The sequence below is a fragment of the Liquorilactobacillus satsumensis genome (assembly GCF_964065465.1).
Classification (GTDB): Bacteria; Bacillota; Bacilli; order Lactobacillales; family Lactobacillaceae; genus Liquorilactobacillus; species Liquorilactobacillus satsumensis.
Genome location: NZ_OZ061606.1, coordinates 1,892,251 through 1,909,163, shown reverse-complemented (window position 1 = coordinate 1,909,163; position 16,913 = coordinate 1,892,251). Strand labels below are relative to the sequence as shown.

The 16,913-nt window shown below is 39.5% G+C and carries 12 protein-coding genes and 1 other annotated feature; of the genes, 3 read left to right on the top strand and 9 right to left on the bottom strand.

From position 1 onward, the window contains the following. Positions 1–1,530, bottom strand: a complete 1,530-nt coding sequence (locus AB3Y88_RS08785; protein ID WP_228888565.1) for an FAD-dependent oxidoreductase — start codon at positions 1,528–1,530, stop codon at positions 1–3. Positions 1,531–1,678: 148 nt separating this feature from the next. Here AB3Y88_RS08785 and AB3Y88_RS08780 point away from each other — a divergent pair, with 148 nt between their 5' ends. Then, positions 1,679–2,593, top strand: coding sequence for an AraC family transcriptional regulator (locus AB3Y88_RS08780; RefSeq protein WP_261909580.1), 915 nt, complete (start codon positions 1,679–1,681; stop codon positions 2,591–2,593). A 344-nt stretch (positions 2,594–2,937) separates the two neighbouring features. Here AB3Y88_RS08780 and AB3Y88_RS08775 read toward each other — a convergent pair whose 3' ends face one another. Further along, complete coding sequence (locus AB3Y88_RS08775) at positions 2,938–4,224, bottom strand: NRAMP family divalent metal transporter (protein WP_082610516.1); 1,287 nt, start codon at positions 4,222–4,224, stop codon at positions 2,938–2,940. Positions 4,225–4,398: 174 nt separating this feature from the next. Here AB3Y88_RS08775 and nrdD point away from each other — a divergent pair, with 174 nt between their 5' ends. Continuing rightward, positions 4,399–6,588 (top strand): anaerobic ribonucleoside-triphosphate reductase, encoded by a 2,190-nt coding sequence (nrdD, locus tag AB3Y88_RS08770; RefSeq protein WP_228888562.1) that lies wholly within the window; start codon positions 4,399–4,401, stop codon positions 6,586–6,588. 257 nt (positions 6,589–6,845) lie between these two features. Here the strand turns inward: nrdD and AB3Y88_RS08765 are convergent, their stop codons facing one another. Next, the gene (locus AB3Y88_RS08765) at positions 6,846–7,310 is read right to left on the bottom strand and encodes a DUF3021 domain-containing protein (protein WP_056961456.1); all 465 of its coding nucleotides are present in this window, start codon (positions 7,308–7,310) and stop codon (positions 6,846–6,848) included. Next, positions 7,307–7,750: a LytTR family DNA-binding domain-containing protein gene (locus AB3Y88_RS08760; RefSeq protein WP_228888561.1), complete on the bottom strand. Its 444-nt coding sequence runs from the start codon at positions 7,748–7,750 to the stop codon at positions 7,307–7,309. The genes AB3Y88_RS08765 and AB3Y88_RS08760 overlap by 4 nt, the downstream gene beginning before the upstream one ends. A gap of 312 nt (positions 7,751–8,062) precedes the next feature. Here AB3Y88_RS08760 and AB3Y88_RS08755 point away from each other — a divergent pair, with 312 nt between their 5' ends. After that, on the top strand, positions 8,063–9,244 hold the full coding sequence (locus AB3Y88_RS08755) for a cyclopropane-fatty-acyl-phospholipid synthase family protein (RefSeq protein ID WP_228888559.1): 1,182 nt from the start codon (positions 8,063–8,065) through the stop codon (positions 9,242–9,244). Between the two features lie 351 nt (positions 9,245–9,595). Here AB3Y88_RS08755 and pepT read toward each other — a convergent pair whose 3' ends face one another. From pepT to AB3Y88_RS08730, 5 genes are all read right to left on the bottom strand, one after another. Next, complete coding sequence (gene pepT, locus AB3Y88_RS08750; protein WP_228888557.1) at positions 9,596–10,849, bottom strand: peptidase T; 1,254 nt, start codon at positions 10,847–10,849, stop codon at positions 9,596–9,598. 16 nt (positions 10,850–10,865) lie between these two features. Then, positions 10,866–12,512, bottom strand: coding sequence for a peptide ABC transporter substrate-binding protein (locus AB3Y88_RS08745; RefSeq protein ID WP_228888554.1), 1,647 nt, complete (start codon positions 12,510–12,512; stop codon positions 10,866–10,868). A gap of 73 nt (positions 12,513–12,585) precedes the next feature. Beyond that, positions 12,586–12,831, bottom strand: a binding site (T-box leader). Between the two features lie 95 nt (positions 12,832–12,926). Next, positions 12,927–13,730, bottom strand: coding sequence for a MetQ/NlpA family ABC transporter substrate-binding protein (locus tag AB3Y88_RS08740; RefSeq protein WP_228888552.1), 804 nt, complete (start codon positions 13,728–13,730; stop codon positions 12,927–12,929). 490 nt (positions 13,731–14,220) lie between these two features. Next, positions 14,221–15,063, bottom strand: coding sequence for a MurR/RpiR family transcriptional regulator (locus tag AB3Y88_RS08735; protein ID WP_228888550.1), 843 nt, complete (start codon positions 15,061–15,063; stop codon positions 14,221–14,223). Positions 15,064–15,235: 172 nt separating this feature from the next. Continuing rightward, on the bottom strand, positions 15,236–16,681 hold the full coding sequence (locus tag AB3Y88_RS08730; RefSeq protein WP_228888547.1) for a glycoside hydrolase family 1 protein: 1,446 nt from the start codon (positions 16,679–16,681) through the stop codon (positions 15,236–15,238). Positions 16,682–16,913 lie beyond the last annotated feature (232 nt).

Below are 16,913 nucleotides of genomic sequence, written 5' to 3'. Positions count from 1 at the left end.
CTATTTATAAACGTTTTTAGCTGGCTGGCTTGGCAAAGTCTGCTTGTTTTTAACGTACTTTGCTGCACTTAGACCGGCAATTCGGCCTGATGTCCAAGCAAACCCCGAGGCTAACCCTTCATATGCCGGATAACTGTGACCCTCATAGTAGCCGCCTGCATTCGCACCTCCAGTATAAAGTCCTGGGATTGGCCGCATTTCAGCATCCAGTACGCGCAAGTGTTCATCCACGCGCACTCCACCAATTGTTCCTAGGTGTGCTACTTGAGTTGTAAAAGCGTAGAAAGGGGCCTTTTTAATTGCATAAACTAAGGACTTTTTCGACTTTCCAAACTGTTGATCGACACGCAACTGCACACTGTCGTTATATTTTTTAACAGCTTCATAAAATTGTGCCGTCTCAAAATGAGCATTTTGTGCTAGTTCAGCAAGTGTATTGCCTTTATAAGCCGTCCCATCTTTTACTGCTGCTTCTGCAAGTTCTACAAAATTACCGGTTGTTGTATCCGCGCCAGGTCCAGCCTGTGAGACTTCCAATTTTCCACCATGCTCCGTGAAATCATTTAAAGTTGCAGTATCCACAACAAAATAATATTGGCCTCCAACTGACCAGCCTGCATTTGCCCACTCGACTGTGTCATAAACTACATCCTCATTCGTAAAACGCTCCCCATTCATATTTACCCAAAAAAGTGGAGTTAGTAATAATTGTGTCAATGGATTTTTCGCAAATCCAGCTAAGTGCTGCTTCGAAGTTTTGCGCGTAATTTTCGATTTTGCTAATTGGGCTGCATGAATTAATGCCGTTGCATCAATATTTTTTCCTCCCGCTTTGACCATTGCATCCAAGCCTTCACCCATGTTTGGCACACCAATCGTACGTAAATAGGGCGTCTGCATAACCGTCGCAACTCTTTTTTTGTCTCCTCCAAAACCACCTGTGGCAACAACCACTGCTTGAGCATGAACTTCAAACCGCTCCCCCGCTTCATTCACTGCACTAATTCCTGTAATCTGGCCTTCACTGCTTAACAGTTCCTGCATCGTGATTCCAAACTTGAATTCCACTCCTGCACGCTCTAAAGTCTGTTGAATTTTCTGATATCCTTGCGCTTTATCTTGGTACATGTGATAAGATCCACCCTTGTAATCATCTTCACGATGAGCAAATTGAGTTGTCGCAGCTGTTGGATTCAATTTAATCTTCATGCCCATCTGCTCTAATGTTTCCAAAGCTTCTGCAGCGCTATTTACAATTTTGTGAATCAATGGTCCATTAGCCAAAAAATGATTATAATTCAGCAAACGTTGCACAGCGGTTGCTTTTGAAAGCTGCAAACCAGCCGCTTTTTGTTCTCTAGAATTAATTGCAAAAAAGCCGCTCGAAATACGAGTATTGCCTCCAATTTGCTGCAATTTTTCTAAAACAATTACTTTTAGGCCCGCCTTAGCTGCAGCATATGCAGCTGCCAACCCTGTACCCCCTGAACCAGCGACAACAAGCTCGGTCATTATTACCTTTTTTTCCATAATATTTGCTCCTTTGCTAATTTTATGCTGTCTTTAATTTCTTTTCTTTGACAGTTCTAGTATAATGTTATCTATTGAACAAGCATATGTTCTAAATAACCTATTTTAATTGTCAAATCTATCTTTTTAAGATTGGAGGGTTAATTAAATGTTCCTTACAATCACATCTAAACCGCTTAATAATAGTAAGATAATCCCTTATAAAGCACTTTTAACACACCAAAGTACGATGATGTCTAAAAATAGCTCAAAGTTTCACATTTTTTTATTGAGAGCACTTACAACGTGCTTGCTGAAAATCGATGGTCAAAAATTACTTCTAAAACCAAATGAAGTCATTTTAATCAAAAAAATCAATTCTTTAACGTTACAGTCACTTTCCAAAAAATCTGCGCTGCAAATCCTACTTGAAAGCTATTCCGCATCTTATCCCTTCGACTTTGTCACAATGGGTGGTTCACCACTAATTCACGATATGATGCATAACACCAACCCGACTAAAAGTGTCTATATTGTTTTTCGCCATTTACCCGCTCAAATTATTCGTTCCTACTACAACCTTTTAGCCAACTTGGAGAACCAAAACACGGTCGCGGATCCTACAATTACATTTGAAAAAACCACCTTAATCGGTTTGCTTTTAGCTGAACTAATTCGCAATTATCAAAAAACTGTCTCACTCACAGACTCACAATTTCCAGATCAGAATATCCACCATGCTTCTGCCGAAACACAAGCCGGGATTATTTTTCAATATATCGTCGATCATATTCAAAATATCTCTGTCAAAGAGGCGGCTCACCATTTTGGATATTCGCATAATTACTTTTCACGTCTCTGTAAGAAAGTTTTTAAAGCGAATTTTTCTGAAAAAGTAACCGAAATTAGACTTGAGCTTGCTTGCAGAATGCTCTCATTAACCAGAAAAAGTGTCACTGAAATCAGTACAGAAATTGGATACGCTGATCCTACTAGTTTCTATAAAATTTTTAAAACTGCTACAGGAACCACCCCTAGTTCATTTCGCAATCGTTTCAATGCTGCTCATGCATTTCACAAATAACAACTAAAAAAGAGAGAGTGTGACATAAGTCGGGAGAATTTGAGTACTAACTCGAAATTACGAACATAGCGAGTACTATGCTATGAGTAATTCGAAGTTAGACGGAGAATTTTGACTTATGGAACCCGTTTATCCGGAATAAAAGAGGGGCTGTGACAAAATTTAACTTTTGTCACAGCCCCGTTTCAACATTAGATATTTGGAAACAAAGGGTATAAAAAAGTTCGCGACTTTTGTCCCAAATTCCCACTATTTATTCCGGATAAACATATTTTATTAACTCAACCCGCGTATTTCAACTGCATGCACGGGTTCTTTATTACTTTGCCTAAATCATACGCTGCTTACCAAATTCCCACTGTTGGTCCCACCATATAAACTCCAAAGGCCATCACAAGGAGACAAAGAAACGTTACGATCCACTTATAGCAGCCGTGCATGCGATACTCTTTTGGCAATACTTTAGCCTCCAATGCAAGTAAGAATCCCAGAACAATTGGCAACAAAAGTGCGTTCATAACTTCAACTGCAATTGCAATATTGACTAAATCAAAATTGGCTAACACCAAAATTGCACCAATTACATGCGCCAAAGTATACATAGCATAAAACCCGCTATTTTTACGACTTAAGGGCTCATTTAAACTATGCTTCCAATTTAAAACCTCAGTGATTCCCCAAGTACCAGCTAATGCCACTACCAAAGCAGCCACTAGCGCCCCACCTAAAATACTGGCACCAATCAGCAAATTAGCAGCTGTTCCTCCAATAAAAGGAGTCAATGCACCTGCCAGATCCCCAACCGTATTTAAAGACTTCGGATTTGTTGTATTTCCAACCGTGGCCGCAAAAGCGATCACAAAAATTAACATAATTCCCTGTGTAATAAAAGTTCCAACCAACGTGTCACGCCGTTCCTGTGGGATTGCATTCGTACTTAATTTTTTATCAACTACCGCCCCTTGCTGATAAAAAATCATCCAGGGCATAATAACAGCACCAACATTGGCAGCTACTAAGTATATGTAAGAAGAATGTCTCCATGGAATTGTCACTAATCCTTGTGCCATTTGAGCGATATTCGGTCGAATCATTATCACAGCGATGATAAACGCTAGTTCAGCTAATCCGAGCGCAACCCCGATTCGTTCAACCCGTCGGTAACTTCCGCTAAAAGCAATCCCCACTAACAGGAATGTTGCTAAAGGTACTGTAATCCATTTAGAAATTCCAAAAAGTTCACCGACTCCTGCAACCCCCACAAACTCAGTCAACAAAGCTCCAATCGCAGAAACTGCCAACGTTCCTGCTGAAAGCCACGCCCAACCAGTTCCAAAATTTTCGCGGATTAATTCACCATGTCCTTTGCGGGTCACAATGCCCAAACGAACTGTCATTTCTTGAGCCATATAGAGAATTGGAATTAACAATAATTGGGGCAAGAGCATTGTATACCCCCACTGCGTTCCTGACTGTGCTGCTGTAATCAGGCAACCTGCGTCAGTATCTGCTAACATAACGATCAATCCCGGACCCCAAATTTTCAACCAGCGATATTTGGCGTGTTTTTTCTCTGCTGACGGTAATACCTGTGCGGACTTCTTGATTCCATGAGTGACATTTGACTGCATTTTGACCAACTCCATTAACTGACTTATTTAATTGAATATCTTAGCAGGAATTGGGGCAGGTTTAAAGTTCAATCACAATATATAGTAAATAAAATGATATCGTGTACAACATATGGTTGACGAACGCCGCAAAATAATTAGAATAGAAGTTGAAATCATATTGGAGTGATAACTATGAACGAGATCAAAACAGCGCCCACAGCCCGTCTTAACCGCACACTTTCGACTACACTGGCGGTCATTAAAGCCGATGGTGAACACAGCAAATTTTATGCTTATAAAATCAGTTTGGTTCTCCAGGCCTTAACGCCTGATATTCATTTAAGGGCTCAATTAGAAGCGCAAATTTTCAATGAGATCACTAATTATACACACGAAATCAAAACCAGCAAAATTCGGGAAATTATTGTCACAGCCTTATTAGATACTGGACACTCCGAACTTGCCACAGCTTATAACGACTATCGTCAAAAAGATTTAGAACGCTGGGAAACTGCCACAAATCCGCAAGTCAAATTAGCGCAGCTTTTTGGCAGCAAAGATAAAATTGTGCATGAGAATGCTAACAAGGACAGTGAACTTTTTAGCACACAACGGGATTTGACTGCTGGAATGGTTGGCAAATCATTAGGCTTGAAAATGATGCCCGAAACAGTTGCCAAAGCACATTTACGTGGTGAAATTCATTACCATGATCTGGATTACTCACCCTTGACCGAGATGACAAATTGCTGCCTGATTGACTTTAAAGGGATGCTTAGAGATGGCTTTAAAATTGGCAATGCAAGCGTGGAATCACCCAAATCGATTCAAACTGCCACTGCGCAGATGTCGCAAATTATTGCAAACGTTGCTTCTAGTCAATATGGCGGCTGTTCTTCTGATCGCACTGATGAATTACTTGCACCATATGCGCTGCTTAATTATCGGAAACATTTGCGCGCTGCTGAAAAGTGGTGCCTTCCTGAAAAAAGATTAAGCTATGCTCAAGAAAAAACTAAAAAAGATATCTATGATGCCATGCAGGCCTTAGAATACGAAATTAATACCTTATTTTCTTCAAATGGTCAGACGCCCTTTACTACAGTAGGCTTTGGGCTGGGAACTTCTTGGATTGAGCGTGAAATTCAAAAAGCAATTTTAAAAATCAGAATTAAAGGTCTCGGTCAACAACATCGAACAGCTATTTTTCCTAAACTCGTGTTCACACTCAAACGCGGATTGAATTTAAAGCCGGGTGATCCTAATTATGACGTTAAACAATTAGCCGTGGAATGTGCTACTAAACGGATGTATCCAGATATCCTAATGTACGATAAGATTAAAGAACTCACTGGTAGTTTCAAGGTACCAATGGGCTGCCGCAGCTTTTTGCAGGGCTGGAAAGACGAACATGGTCAGGAAGTTAACTCTGGACGCATGAATCTCGGAGTTGTCACGCTTAACTTACCCCGCATCGCGCTCCAGGCTCAAGGTAACCAACAACTCTTCTGGGAGATTCTCAATGAGCGTTTGGAAGTTGCCAAAAAAGGATTATTGAATAAAATTGCCCGCTGTAAACAGGCCCAGCCGCAAAATGCGCCAATCTTATATGAATATGGTGCATTTGGAAAACGGCTGAAAGAAAACGAGGATGTCGATCAGTTATTCAAACACCGCCGAGCAACTGTTTCCCTAGGTTATATTGGTCTCTATGAAGTCGGGACAGTTTTCTATGGCCCCCGCTGGGAACATAACAAAAAGGCACATGACTTCACCGTTGCGATTGTAAAGTGTTTGCATGATCACTGTGTTACCTGGGAAAAACAATATGACTACCACTTTAGTGTCTACTCAACCCCAGCAGAGTCTTTAACCGACACCTTTTGTGCCTTAGATACCGCAAAATTTGGCAAAATCAAGGACATTACGGCTAAGGAATACTACACAAACAGTTTTCATTATGATGTTCGCAAACATCCAACTCCTTTTGAAAAACTTACTTTTGAAGAAGATTATCCTAAATACGCCTCTGGTGGTTTCATTCATTACTGTGAATATCCTAATCTAAAACAAAACCCTAAAGCTTTGGAAGATGTTTGGGATTGGGCTTATGATCACGTGGGCTACCTCGGAACCAACACTCCGATTGATCATTGCTACCAATGTGGCTTCAGCGGTGATTTCAAACCCACGGCTCGCGGCTTCGAATGTCCAACCTGTGGCAACCGTGATCCGAAAACCTGTGATGTTGTCAAAAGAACCTGTGGTTATCTAGGAAATCCACAACAGCGTCCAATGGTGCATGGCAGACATAAAGAAATTACTGCGCGTGTTAAAAATATGCGGCCTGGTCAAATCAGGGCTGAATCAAAGCATGAATAGCTCCTGATGCTTGAAGCCGCTCTCAAAAAGTTACACAAGTAATGGTCAAATTATTAGAAAAACGCTCCCTAGTAATCACTCCAATGTATGAATCTGCGTTCTACTTCACTAAATATCATAAAAAAGAGGCTATTATACAAGCCTCTTTTATTGATATTATTTTAATTAGTTCACCCTGAATTTTTCAAAAAAGTTACTGTTAAAACATACTGATTCAAACTAAAAATAGCCTACATTAATCAAAAATCAGCTTTGTCTTACTTCTCCAAATTATTTTTTTGCGCAACCAACTGATTGAGTTCAAAAATTGCATTTTTAGCGGCTAACATAAAGACACACCACATTATAAGATAGACACCGCTAAAGATTAATGTGTAACCGCCTAACCACGCTGCATTTAACGGAAACCATCCCGCCAAAATTGCAAGGGGGGTAAATCCAACGTAACTGACACAAAAATGAATAGTGGTCTGCCGTGTAACACTCCAGCGTTCTTTTTCAAAAATTAAACTCGAAACACTAAATACAATTCCCATTCCGGCCCATAGCAAGGCTGAAGCGGCCGTTGCCATCGTATTAGATGAAAAGTAACTCACAAAAGTTGGCGCCGAAGGAACAAAATTATTAGTCCGATAAATAAACGAAAAGATGAGCGCTATCATGAACCCGATAAAAACTCCAGTAGGAATTCCTACCAAGGTGTACTTAATTATTTTTTTCATTTTAACAAAGCCCTCCTAATTTTTTTAGTGTATCTTCTTGAAGTATACGTCTGTCTCCCGTTGATTAAGTTAACTTGATAAATCCCAGTTTTGCTCAACGAAAAATCTTTGATTTGAGCAATACTCACAATTTCCGCGCTTGACACTTGAATGAATAATTCCGCCGGTAATAATTCGATTAGTTCATAAATCCTTTCCTTCAACCGATAAACACCCGTTTCCGTTTCACAAACTATCTTCTTTCCAGCAGTATGCACACTTACAATTTGATAGAACGGAATTGCTTTACGACGACCATTTTGATAACCCACCACGGTTTTGTCGTTCACTAAGCGATCAAGCACCCCAGCCAATGTAATTAATTCATCTGTCTTTTGTTTGGCGTTAATTGCAATAAAGGGAGCTACACATTCTTTTAATAGATTAAACCGTATCAGCATTTTCTTCCCTCCTTTCAAATTTAGCTTAAACAAATTTCTTAATCAGAACTATCTTTCATGCCTAATTGGTCATTTTTCAGTCATAATCGGTTAATGCCACTTCTAAAATTTATTCCAAGTCACATTTTAAGTGCAGATTTAAAAAAAGCATGCGCTTACTTGGATTTATTGATTTTAAAGTGCTTTTCGTTGGTTTATAATAAAAATAATTGGTATGTTAGATTCTGGCTTCAACTACGAAAACAACACACGCACTGAAGCAGATTTCCAAAAAGTAGGATATTCAGTCTTGAATCAGGGGGGTTCTTTTCAATGTTGGAAAAAACAGTGTATCGCCAGTTACTAAGTAAAGCCTTTGATATTCCCATCAAAGTTACTTATTGGGACGGCAAAACAGAGTCATATGGAACTGGTACACCTGAGGTTAAAATTAACCTCAAACAAGAAATTCCTTTAAAAGCCATGACATCACAACCAACACTTGTTCTTGGTGAAGCATACATGAACGGTGTTATTGATGTGATCGGAAACTTACAGGAATTAATCGCGTCTGCTTATCGCCAAGCAGGAAGTTTCTTAACTAATAATCCATTTTTAAAACACTTGCCTAAGATCTCTCATTCAGAAAAAGAGAGTAAACAAGATGTCCAACATCATTATGATATTGGTAATGACTTCTATCAGCTTTGGTTAGGTAAAACAATGACTTATTCTTGCGCCTATTTTGAGCATCCGGATGATTCGCTAGATCAAGCTCAGCTGAATAAGGTCAGACATATTCTAAACAAATTGAAACCTGAACCCGGCAAAAAACTGCTAGACATTGGCAGTGGTTGGGGAACACTTCTCTTTGTAGCTGCAGAGGAATTCGGTTTAGAGGCAACTGGTGTCACCTTAAGTAAGGAACAATATCAGTATACGCAGCAAAAGATTAAAGAAAAAGGGCTTGCTGGTAAAGTTACAGTTTTGTTGACGGACTACCGCGAAATCAAAAAAACTTATGATTATGTAACTTCTGTAGGAATGTTCGAACACGTCGGTCAGGAAAACCTGGCGCTGTATTTCAAAAAAGTGCAGGAAGTGCTTGTACCTAACGGACGTGCCTTGATTCATGGGATCACTGGTCAGCATCAAGGTGCTGGGGTTGATCCCTTCATCAATCAGTACATCTTTCCGGGAGGTTATATCCCAAATGTAGCTGAAAACCTGACACATATTATGAATGCCAACCTGCAACTGGCTGACTTGGAACCGTTACGCAGACATTATCAAAAGACGCTTGAAATCTGGTACACCAACTACACGGCAGTCATTGATCAGGTTCAAGAAAAATATGGCGAACCCTTTGCAAGAATGTGGTCCTTGTATTTGCAAGCCTGTGCTGCTTCTTTTGAGGCTGGCAATATTGATGTCATGCAGTATCTGCTTACTAAAGCACCCAGTGGAACAGGACTGCCATTGACTCGTAAATATATGTATCAACTTGAAGATTAGTCAAGCTGCTAAAGTTGCTTACTAGTATTCCATTGTTTTTAATTCGAAAATCATAAAGAGAGTGTGACATAAGTCGGGAAAATTTGAGTGCTAACTCGAAATTACGAACATAGCGAGTACTTTGCTATGAGTAATTCGAAGTTAGACGGAGAATTTTGACTTATGGAACACGTTTATCCGAATAAAGAGGGGCTGTGACAAAAGTTAACTTTTGTCACAGCCCCTTCGTTTTTTTAACCAGCAGATCAAGGTGTTTCAAACAATATCCTCAGGCTAAATTTGAATTACTTATCTTCCAGCACTTAGTTCTAGTGGTTAAACACTAGTTCTCAGTTCATTTGCTTAATCTGCTCATGCCCTACTCTGACGCAGATGCTCACCTAAAAGTGCGACAACCGTGCGGCTAGTCAACAACATAGCTTCAGTTGTCACGAATTCAAACGGTCCATGAAAGTTTTCACCACCATTAAAGAGATTGGGAGTTGGAATGCCTTTTTCTGTCAGCGCATTTCCATCCGTTCCTCCCCGAAAAGGGTGAACGATTGGCTTCAAGCCGAGTTGCCGATAGGTTTCCAGCACCAACTGTGTGATATAAGGATGTTGCTTAATAACCTCTTTGATATTATAATATTGGTCTTTGATGTCCAATTTAATTCGTGGTTCAGTAAATTCTTGGTTAAGTTGTGTAACAATTTCTCGCAACAGTTTCTTTTTAGCTAAAAACTGCTGGTGCTCAAAATCCCTAATAATAATATTTATTTGTGCTGCCGCAATTGTCGCCTTAACTTCAGTGACTAGCAAAAAGCCTCCTCGTTCTTTGCTCAATTCAGGGACTTCATCTGATGGTAAGTGTGAAAGCAAGCGATTTGCAAGAGTAGCTGCATTTACCAGCAAACCATAACCGTCGCCAGGATGAACTGCTGTTCCTCTAATTGTTATTTTAGCTTGTGCTGCATTAAAGGTTTCATCTTCTAACTGACCCGGAAGACCATTATCCAGCGTATAGGCAAATTTCACATTAAACTTACTAATATCGAACCGCTTCGCTCCTAAACCGATTTCCTCATCTGGTCCAAAAGCTACACTGACAGGCCCATGCTTAATTTCGGGATGCTCCAACAGATATTTGAGTGCAGTCACAATTGCGGCAATTCCCGCCTTGTCATCTACTCCCAACAAAGTAGTCCCATCACTAGTAATTAATCTTTGCCCACGATACTTGCGCAGATTAGGGAATTCACTTACACGCATCATAATCCCCTTTGCCTGATTGAGGACTACATCTTGTCCATCATAATTAGCATGTACCTGCGGTTGAATATTTTCAGCAGCAAAATCGGCAGTATCTAAGTGAGCAATGAAGCCGATCGGGTCAACCGATTCATCCGTATTTCCTTGCAGTGCAGCTACAACGTAACCATCTTGCTCGTCGTAAATGACATTTTCTAGGCCCAAAGCTTTTAAATCGGCTACGATTAATTTAGCTAACCTAACTTGCCCTGTAGTTGTAGGCACACGCTCGCTGTTTTCATCTGATCTAGTATTAATCTGTGCATATTTAATAAAAGTTTGTTCAATAAATTTCAGGTACTTTTTATCATTCATGCTTCAACTTCCTCACCTAATTTGCAAGATACGTCGTTTTCCAATCATAAGGAACTCCCGCCGGATTATAGACCACGTTTTTAACGTTTGAACGCAAGAGCTGTGATTTTGCAACTTGATACAACGGGATCGTTCCTTGTTGGTCCATTAACAATTTTTCGGCCTCAATTAATTTTTCCCACCGTTTTTCAGGTTGATTACCATAAGTATTCTCAGCCTCATTGATCAACTGATCAAAGCTGCTATTCTTCCAGCCGGCTGTGTTATAAGATGAGTCGCTTTCGTAAACATCTAGGAAATTAATTGGGTCAGCAAAAACTGACTGCCAGGTTTTCACAGATGCATCATAGTTGCCCGTACGCTGTTTTGCAATCAACTGCACAAAAGGAATTGTTGACACATCGACTGTCACTCCCGGCAATTTTGCCAAAGCACTTTGCAAGTACTCTACCGCTTGCTTACTGCTATCAGTATCTGCTGTTAAGATTGTAAATTTCAATTCGTGAGTTCCAGTTTCTTGGTAACCTTGTTTTAAAAGTTTTTTAGCTTCCGTTAAATTATAAGCAGTTGCCGCTTTTACGTATGATTCCTCATCAAAAGCTTTTTTAGTTTTGGGATTATTCCCCATTCCTGCGGGGACAAAACCTTTAAGAGCTACAGAACCATCTTGCAATACATTTTGTGTCAATGCTTTCCGATTAGTTGCTAAAGAAATTGCTTTGCGAATCTTAAGATTCTTGAAAGCCGCAACTTTATTTTGATTCAGATCCAAGCGAGTTGTGGCCGTTGGGAGTCTTTTGACAAAATCCTTGTTGTTAGTGTTATTTTTAACCTGTTGTCCACTTAATAAAGTTTCATCAACTTTTTTACCAGAATAAAGTTCATAACTCGTTGTCGTACTTTCCGTGACCAATTCATTGATTTCTTTTAAATGTACATTTCTTCTGTCCCAGTAAGTCTTATTCTTAACGAGTGTCCATTTTTTATTTGTCCCGGTCCATTTCGTTAGTTTATACGGCCCGTTCGAAACTGTATAGCGCGCTTGTGTCCCATACTTAGATCCAAACTTATCAACTGCTGTTTTGTTGACTGGGAAAAAGAGCGGCCATGCCAGTAGTTTTTTGAAGTAACTGACTGGTTTGGTTAGCTGCACTTGTAATTTATACTTGCCAAGTGCCTTTATTCCCAGGCTATCTACCCCTTTTTTACCATTACTGATCTCCGCAGCATTTTTGACTTGATCAAGATAAAAAGCATCTTGTGAGGTGGTCTTAGGATCAACTGTTCGTTGCCAAGAATAAACAAAGTCCTTGGCAGTAACTTCTTCTCCGTTAGACCACTTAACATTCTTCCGTAAATCAAAGGTATATGTTTTTCCGTCATTCGAAATAACAGTTTTCGTAGCCAATGCATTCTGTGGAACTCCATTTTTATCTAAACGGTAAAGCCCTTCTTGTGTATTCAAGAGTGTATTAAAACTTAATGTATCGGTAGCTTTCGCTAAATCGGCAGTCGCTAACATTGAACTTTCTGTCCAGTTCAATGTCTGCTTTGCTGCATATTTTCCGTTCTTACCGCTTTGACTGCTACTTGAATTCCCACAAGCAGTCAGAAAAATGCCTGCTGCTAACGCAACAGTCCCCAATTTAAATAACTTGTTCACTAAAAAACTCCCCTTCTTAAACAAGAATTTAATTCTAATAAAGACAAAAAACCCTCTCAAGCTTAAAAAGCTTAAGAGGGACGAAATAATAGTTATTTTCGTGGTACCACCCAATTTTAACAGTACTTCACAGTTCTATCCTTACAGGTACAAACATACCTAGTTGCTGTAATGGGCGCGCCCATGAACAGTTCATTAAAAACTCGCTGTCCAACCACTCCAAGACCATCTTCACAATGACATCCTATCCCCGTTCTCAGCATCCCCGGTTTTTCTGTAAATAGTCTCTCATCGTTACTCATCTTATCAAAGTTAAAATTCTTATTATGTTGCAGTAATTTTACACTAGAAAGTAAAACATTGTCAACCTAACTGCAAAAACAATTGACCTAACCCTAAGCGCTCAATTTGCATCTACCATGCCGGCAGTGTACTTCCTTTATAGAGCTTCTTAATTGCTTTTTTAGTTGCAGTAGTTTGATACGCTTTAACAATTTTCTTGTAGGTTGTATTTGCTTTATTCTTTTTAAGCACAGAAATCAAGTTGATATACTGACCACCGTTTTTAAGGTGTTCTCTGTACAATGCCTGACTTAAAGGAATATTAGCTGCAGATGCATAATTTCCATTTATGACAGCTGCAGCAACACTTGTTAAAGCCCGCGGTGTTTGTGCAGCATCAACCGTCACAATTTTCAGTTTTAAGCGATTCTTCACAATATTTTTAGCAGTTGCCAAACCAGATGTATTAAGCTTGATAAGTCCTGCACTTTGGAGCAGATTCAAGCTGCGAGTTTCATTGGGTGCATCATTTGGAATTGCAATGCTGTCATTGACTTTTAAAGCGGATAATTTACTAATCTTCTTAGAATAGATCCCCAGCGGTTGAAAATAAGTTCTGCCTAAAGCAACAATCGCTGTCTGATGTTCCTTATTCCAATTATCTTGAAAATTGTAGCTTTGAAAAGCATTCAAATCAATATCATGACTTGCCAAGGCTCGATTAGGCTGATTATAATCAGTAAATGTAGTTATTTTCAATGTTATGTTATCTTTTTGCTTAACGCTTGTAGCAACTTCTTTCCAAATGCTCTCGTCTTGGGTTCCCACTACTCCGATTCGCACAATTTTAGTACTTTGCTGACCACATCCGGTCAAAAAAATAATAAGTCCCAAAAAGACAGTAACCAGACTAAATACTTTTAGCTTGCTCTTCAAAAAAACACTCCCCATCTTGAACTCTAAGTGTCAAATAATCCCACTTTACCGTATTTTTTAGTAGATCTGCTTTTGCATCATCTCCCTAACTGTTAATTTGAGCAAATAAAAAGAGCATGGGTCATTTTGACCTAGCCCCGAAACTTTCCTCTGAAGTAGTTGCAGCCGGATTCCATTCCATGCCTAAACCTAGCTTAGACGTAATCTCCTAACTCAAACACTGCTTTTGTCTTAACTTCTTCGAAACGTTATCGTGTTTCACGCGTACTTTAAGCTTGCACTTGCAGTTACTGCTCAGAGTTCATCTTCAAGAAAATATGAGCCCCATCTTCTCAGCAATAATGGTCTCTGTTCAACTCAATCTTTTCTTTACTCTTCTCTTCATTGCATAAAAATTAAATTCAATTAAATTATTACTGAAAATACTAATTCTTTTAGCAATCAATGTCAATTAAATAAATTAAAAATTCCAAGCTGCTTTTGCGATTTTTTATTTTGGGCCTTTTCTTCTTTCAATCAGCTTAACGGAGTTTTTAACAACTTGCTCATAACGACTGACTGTCAAGGCTGCAAACAAAACATCCACCATATAGTTTACTGCCGCGACGGCATTAACCGCCTCCATATTTAAAGTTTGATCAGTCGTTGGAATCACGAAATATTCATTTGTAAGCTGACTAAGTGCCAAGTCGGCCAGACCGCCAATGCCAATCAAATAGATGTCCATCTTTTTCAAGTAACTAGCCGTTTCAACCATCATTGGATTCCCACCAGTAAAAGAAAGGAGAATTGCTGCGCGTTGCTGTTCCTTTCTAGTTGCTGCAAGATAGTGCTCATTAATATTTGTTTGAACCGCACTTTGAATTCCTAAAGTCCGTAATTTAAATGCAGCTGCAGCCGCACAGCTTTCAGTAATTCCTGTACTATAAACATCAATCATTGTAGTGTTTTTCAAACGCTTGACAACACGCTGCAAAATATGCGGGTTTACTTCAAGACAGCTTCGGGTAAGGATCTTATCATACATTGCCTTAACATTATTCGCCACTTGATCAAACTGTGTATCTTGATTAATGGGACGCTGTTTTGAAGCTTCTAGCAGCTGCTTTTTGGCAGCAGCTTCAATTACTAACTTTTTTTGAACCTCTGTAAAACCCGCAAAACCAATTTTTTGGCACAAGCGCAGAACAGTCGTTTTACTTGTAAAAGTTCTTTTACCAATCTGGGCTGCAGTCATATGCAAAGCCGCTTCTGGGTTTGCTAACAAAAAGCGTGCTACTTTTTGCTCCGCCGTAGTCATTTTCTCTGTTTTCTCAAGTTCATCCAATAACATTACTTGGCCCTCATTTCAAAATACAAATTTTCAAGGAATACTAGGTTCGGTAATCTTCTATCCTAAATAGCCGATTGGCCTTTTAAAACCAAAATGAAAATCATTTTTCAAAATAAGTATGCGACACTTTATCATTGGTAGCAAGCCAAGCTTATTCAATTTCAGCTTGATCTTAATTTGCTGATTGATCTTCTGCAAATAAAGCGCTGCCGTTGCTTTCGATTACATCCCGATACCAGTAAAAACTTTTTTTCTTATAACGCTTCAAAGTACCTGTCCCGTCATTATTACGATCAACATAAATAAAGCCATACCTTTTCTTCATTTCCGCTACCCCATTGCTAACGATGTCCAGCGGTGTCCAGGCAGTATAGCCGCGCAAGTCGACACCATCTTGAATTGCTTCCCAGGCCTGTTGCAGATGTGCTTTATGATACGCAATTCGATAATCATCTTGCACCGTTTTTTGACCAGCGACTTCAATCAGATCATCATTAGCACCAATTCCGTTTTCAACAATAAACAGTGGTTTTTGATAGCGATCGTACAAAGTATTCAATGCAATCCTCAGACCCACAGGATCAATCTGCCAGCCCCAATCAGATTTTTTAAGATAGGGATTGGCGACTGCAGAGATCACATTACCTCTGATTTTTTCAAGGCCTTCTTTATTAGCACTCGCGCAGTAACTCATATAATAACTAAATGAAATAAAATCAACTGTATTTTCTTGTAACAACTGCTGTTCTGCTTTAGTAATTTTAAGATTAATTCCATTGTCCTTAAAATAGCGCTGCATATACGCCGGATACGTTCCGCGAGCTTGGACATCTGTAAAAAAGAAAGTTTTACGATTCTCTTGGATTGCTTCTAACACATCTTCTGGTTTCGGTGTAAGCGGATAATAAGGGCTATATGCTACCATGTTTCCGATCATAAAATTCGAATCAATTTCATGTCCAGCCTTGACAGCCAAGGCACTTGCAACCAATTGATGATGAATCGCCTGATACATTTCAGTCTGATCAATCTGGTCTAGTGAACGATTAATGCCCACGCCATTGAAAGGAGCTTCTAAGGTCACATTAATTTCATTAAAAGTCAACCAGTACTTAACTTTGCCTTGATAGCGTTTAAATAAAAGTTTGACAAAACGCATGTATAAATCAATCAATTTAGGGTTTTTCCAACCACCATAGTGCGTCACTAAGTGCAGTGGGAATTCAAAATGCTCTAGTGTGACCATTACTTCAATTCCTTTGCGCCTCAACGTTTCAATTAAATCATCATAAAATGCAAGCCCTTTTTCATTTGGTGTTTCATCATCGCCGTTAGGAAAAATTCGAGCCCATGAAATTGAAATCCGTAACATCTTTAATTTCATTTCTGCAAACAAAGAAAGATCTTCAGGATACCGGTGATAGAAGTCCACCGCAATTTTCTTCAAATAATCGCCTTGCGGTGGAATCTCCACTTTTCCAAAAACTCCATGTGGCAGTGCATCTGCAGTCGTTAATCCCTTTCCATCTGCAGTAGCCGCACCTTCAACTTGACTAGCCGCCAACGCCCCACCCCAGAAGAAATTCTTTGGAAATTGTTTTTGCAGTCTTTGTTTCATTGCTGTTCCCTCCTAAATATAATTTGTTACTCTTACCTGCAAAATAACACGACTTGCATCCAATGAAAACCCTTTAATCACTTTTAGGACCATTAGTCCAGCAAGTAAGCCATTCTCTAGCGCCTTTTGGTCCGACTACAGCATATTTTGAACCAGCTACGCTAGAGAACAACATTTCAGGCGGTAAAATTTTGCTTTATGGAACACGTTTATCCGGGATAAGTAAAGGAGC

Bases quoted from the DNA above. Each gene is read 5' to 3' on its own strand.
- AB3Y88_RS08785 (WP_228888565.1), bottom strand. From the start codon at position 1,530: ATGGAAAAAAAGGTAATAATGACCGAGCTTGTTGTCGCTGGTTCAGGG.
- AB3Y88_RS08735 (WP_228888550.1), bottom strand. From the start codon at position 15,063: ATGTTATTGGATGAACTTGAGAAAACAGAGAAAATGACTACGGCGGAG.
- pepT (WP_228888557.1), bottom strand. From the start codon at position 10,849: ATGAATGATAAAAAGTACCTGAAATTTATTGAACAAACTTTTATTAAA.
- AB3Y88_RS08765 (WP_056961456.1), bottom strand. From the start codon at position 7,310: ATGAAAAAAATAATTAAGTACACCTTGGTAGGAATTCCTACTGGAGTT.
- AB3Y88_RS08760 (WP_228888561.1), bottom strand. From the start codon at position 7,750: ATGCTGATACGGTTTAATCTATTAAAAGAATGTGTAGCTCCCTTTATT.
- AB3Y88_RS08780 (WP_261909580.1), top strand. From the start codon at position 1,679: ATGTTCCTTACAATCACATCTAAACCGCTTAATAATAGTAAGATAATC.
- AB3Y88_RS08730 (WP_228888547.1), bottom strand. From the start codon at position 16,681: ATGAAACAAAGACTGCAAAAACAATTTCCAAAGAATTTCTTCTGGGGT.
- AB3Y88_RS08775 (WP_082610516.1), bottom strand. From the start codon at position 4,224: ATGCAGTCAAATGTCACTCATGGAATCAAGAAGTCCGCACAGGTATTA.
- AB3Y88_RS08755 (WP_228888559.1), top strand. From the start codon at position 8,063: ATGTTGGAAAAAACAGTGTATCGCCAGTTACTAAGTAAAGCCTTTGAT.
- nrdD (WP_228888562.1), top strand. From the start codon at position 4,399: ATGAACGAGATCAAAACAGCGCCCACAGCCCGTCTTAACCGCACACTT.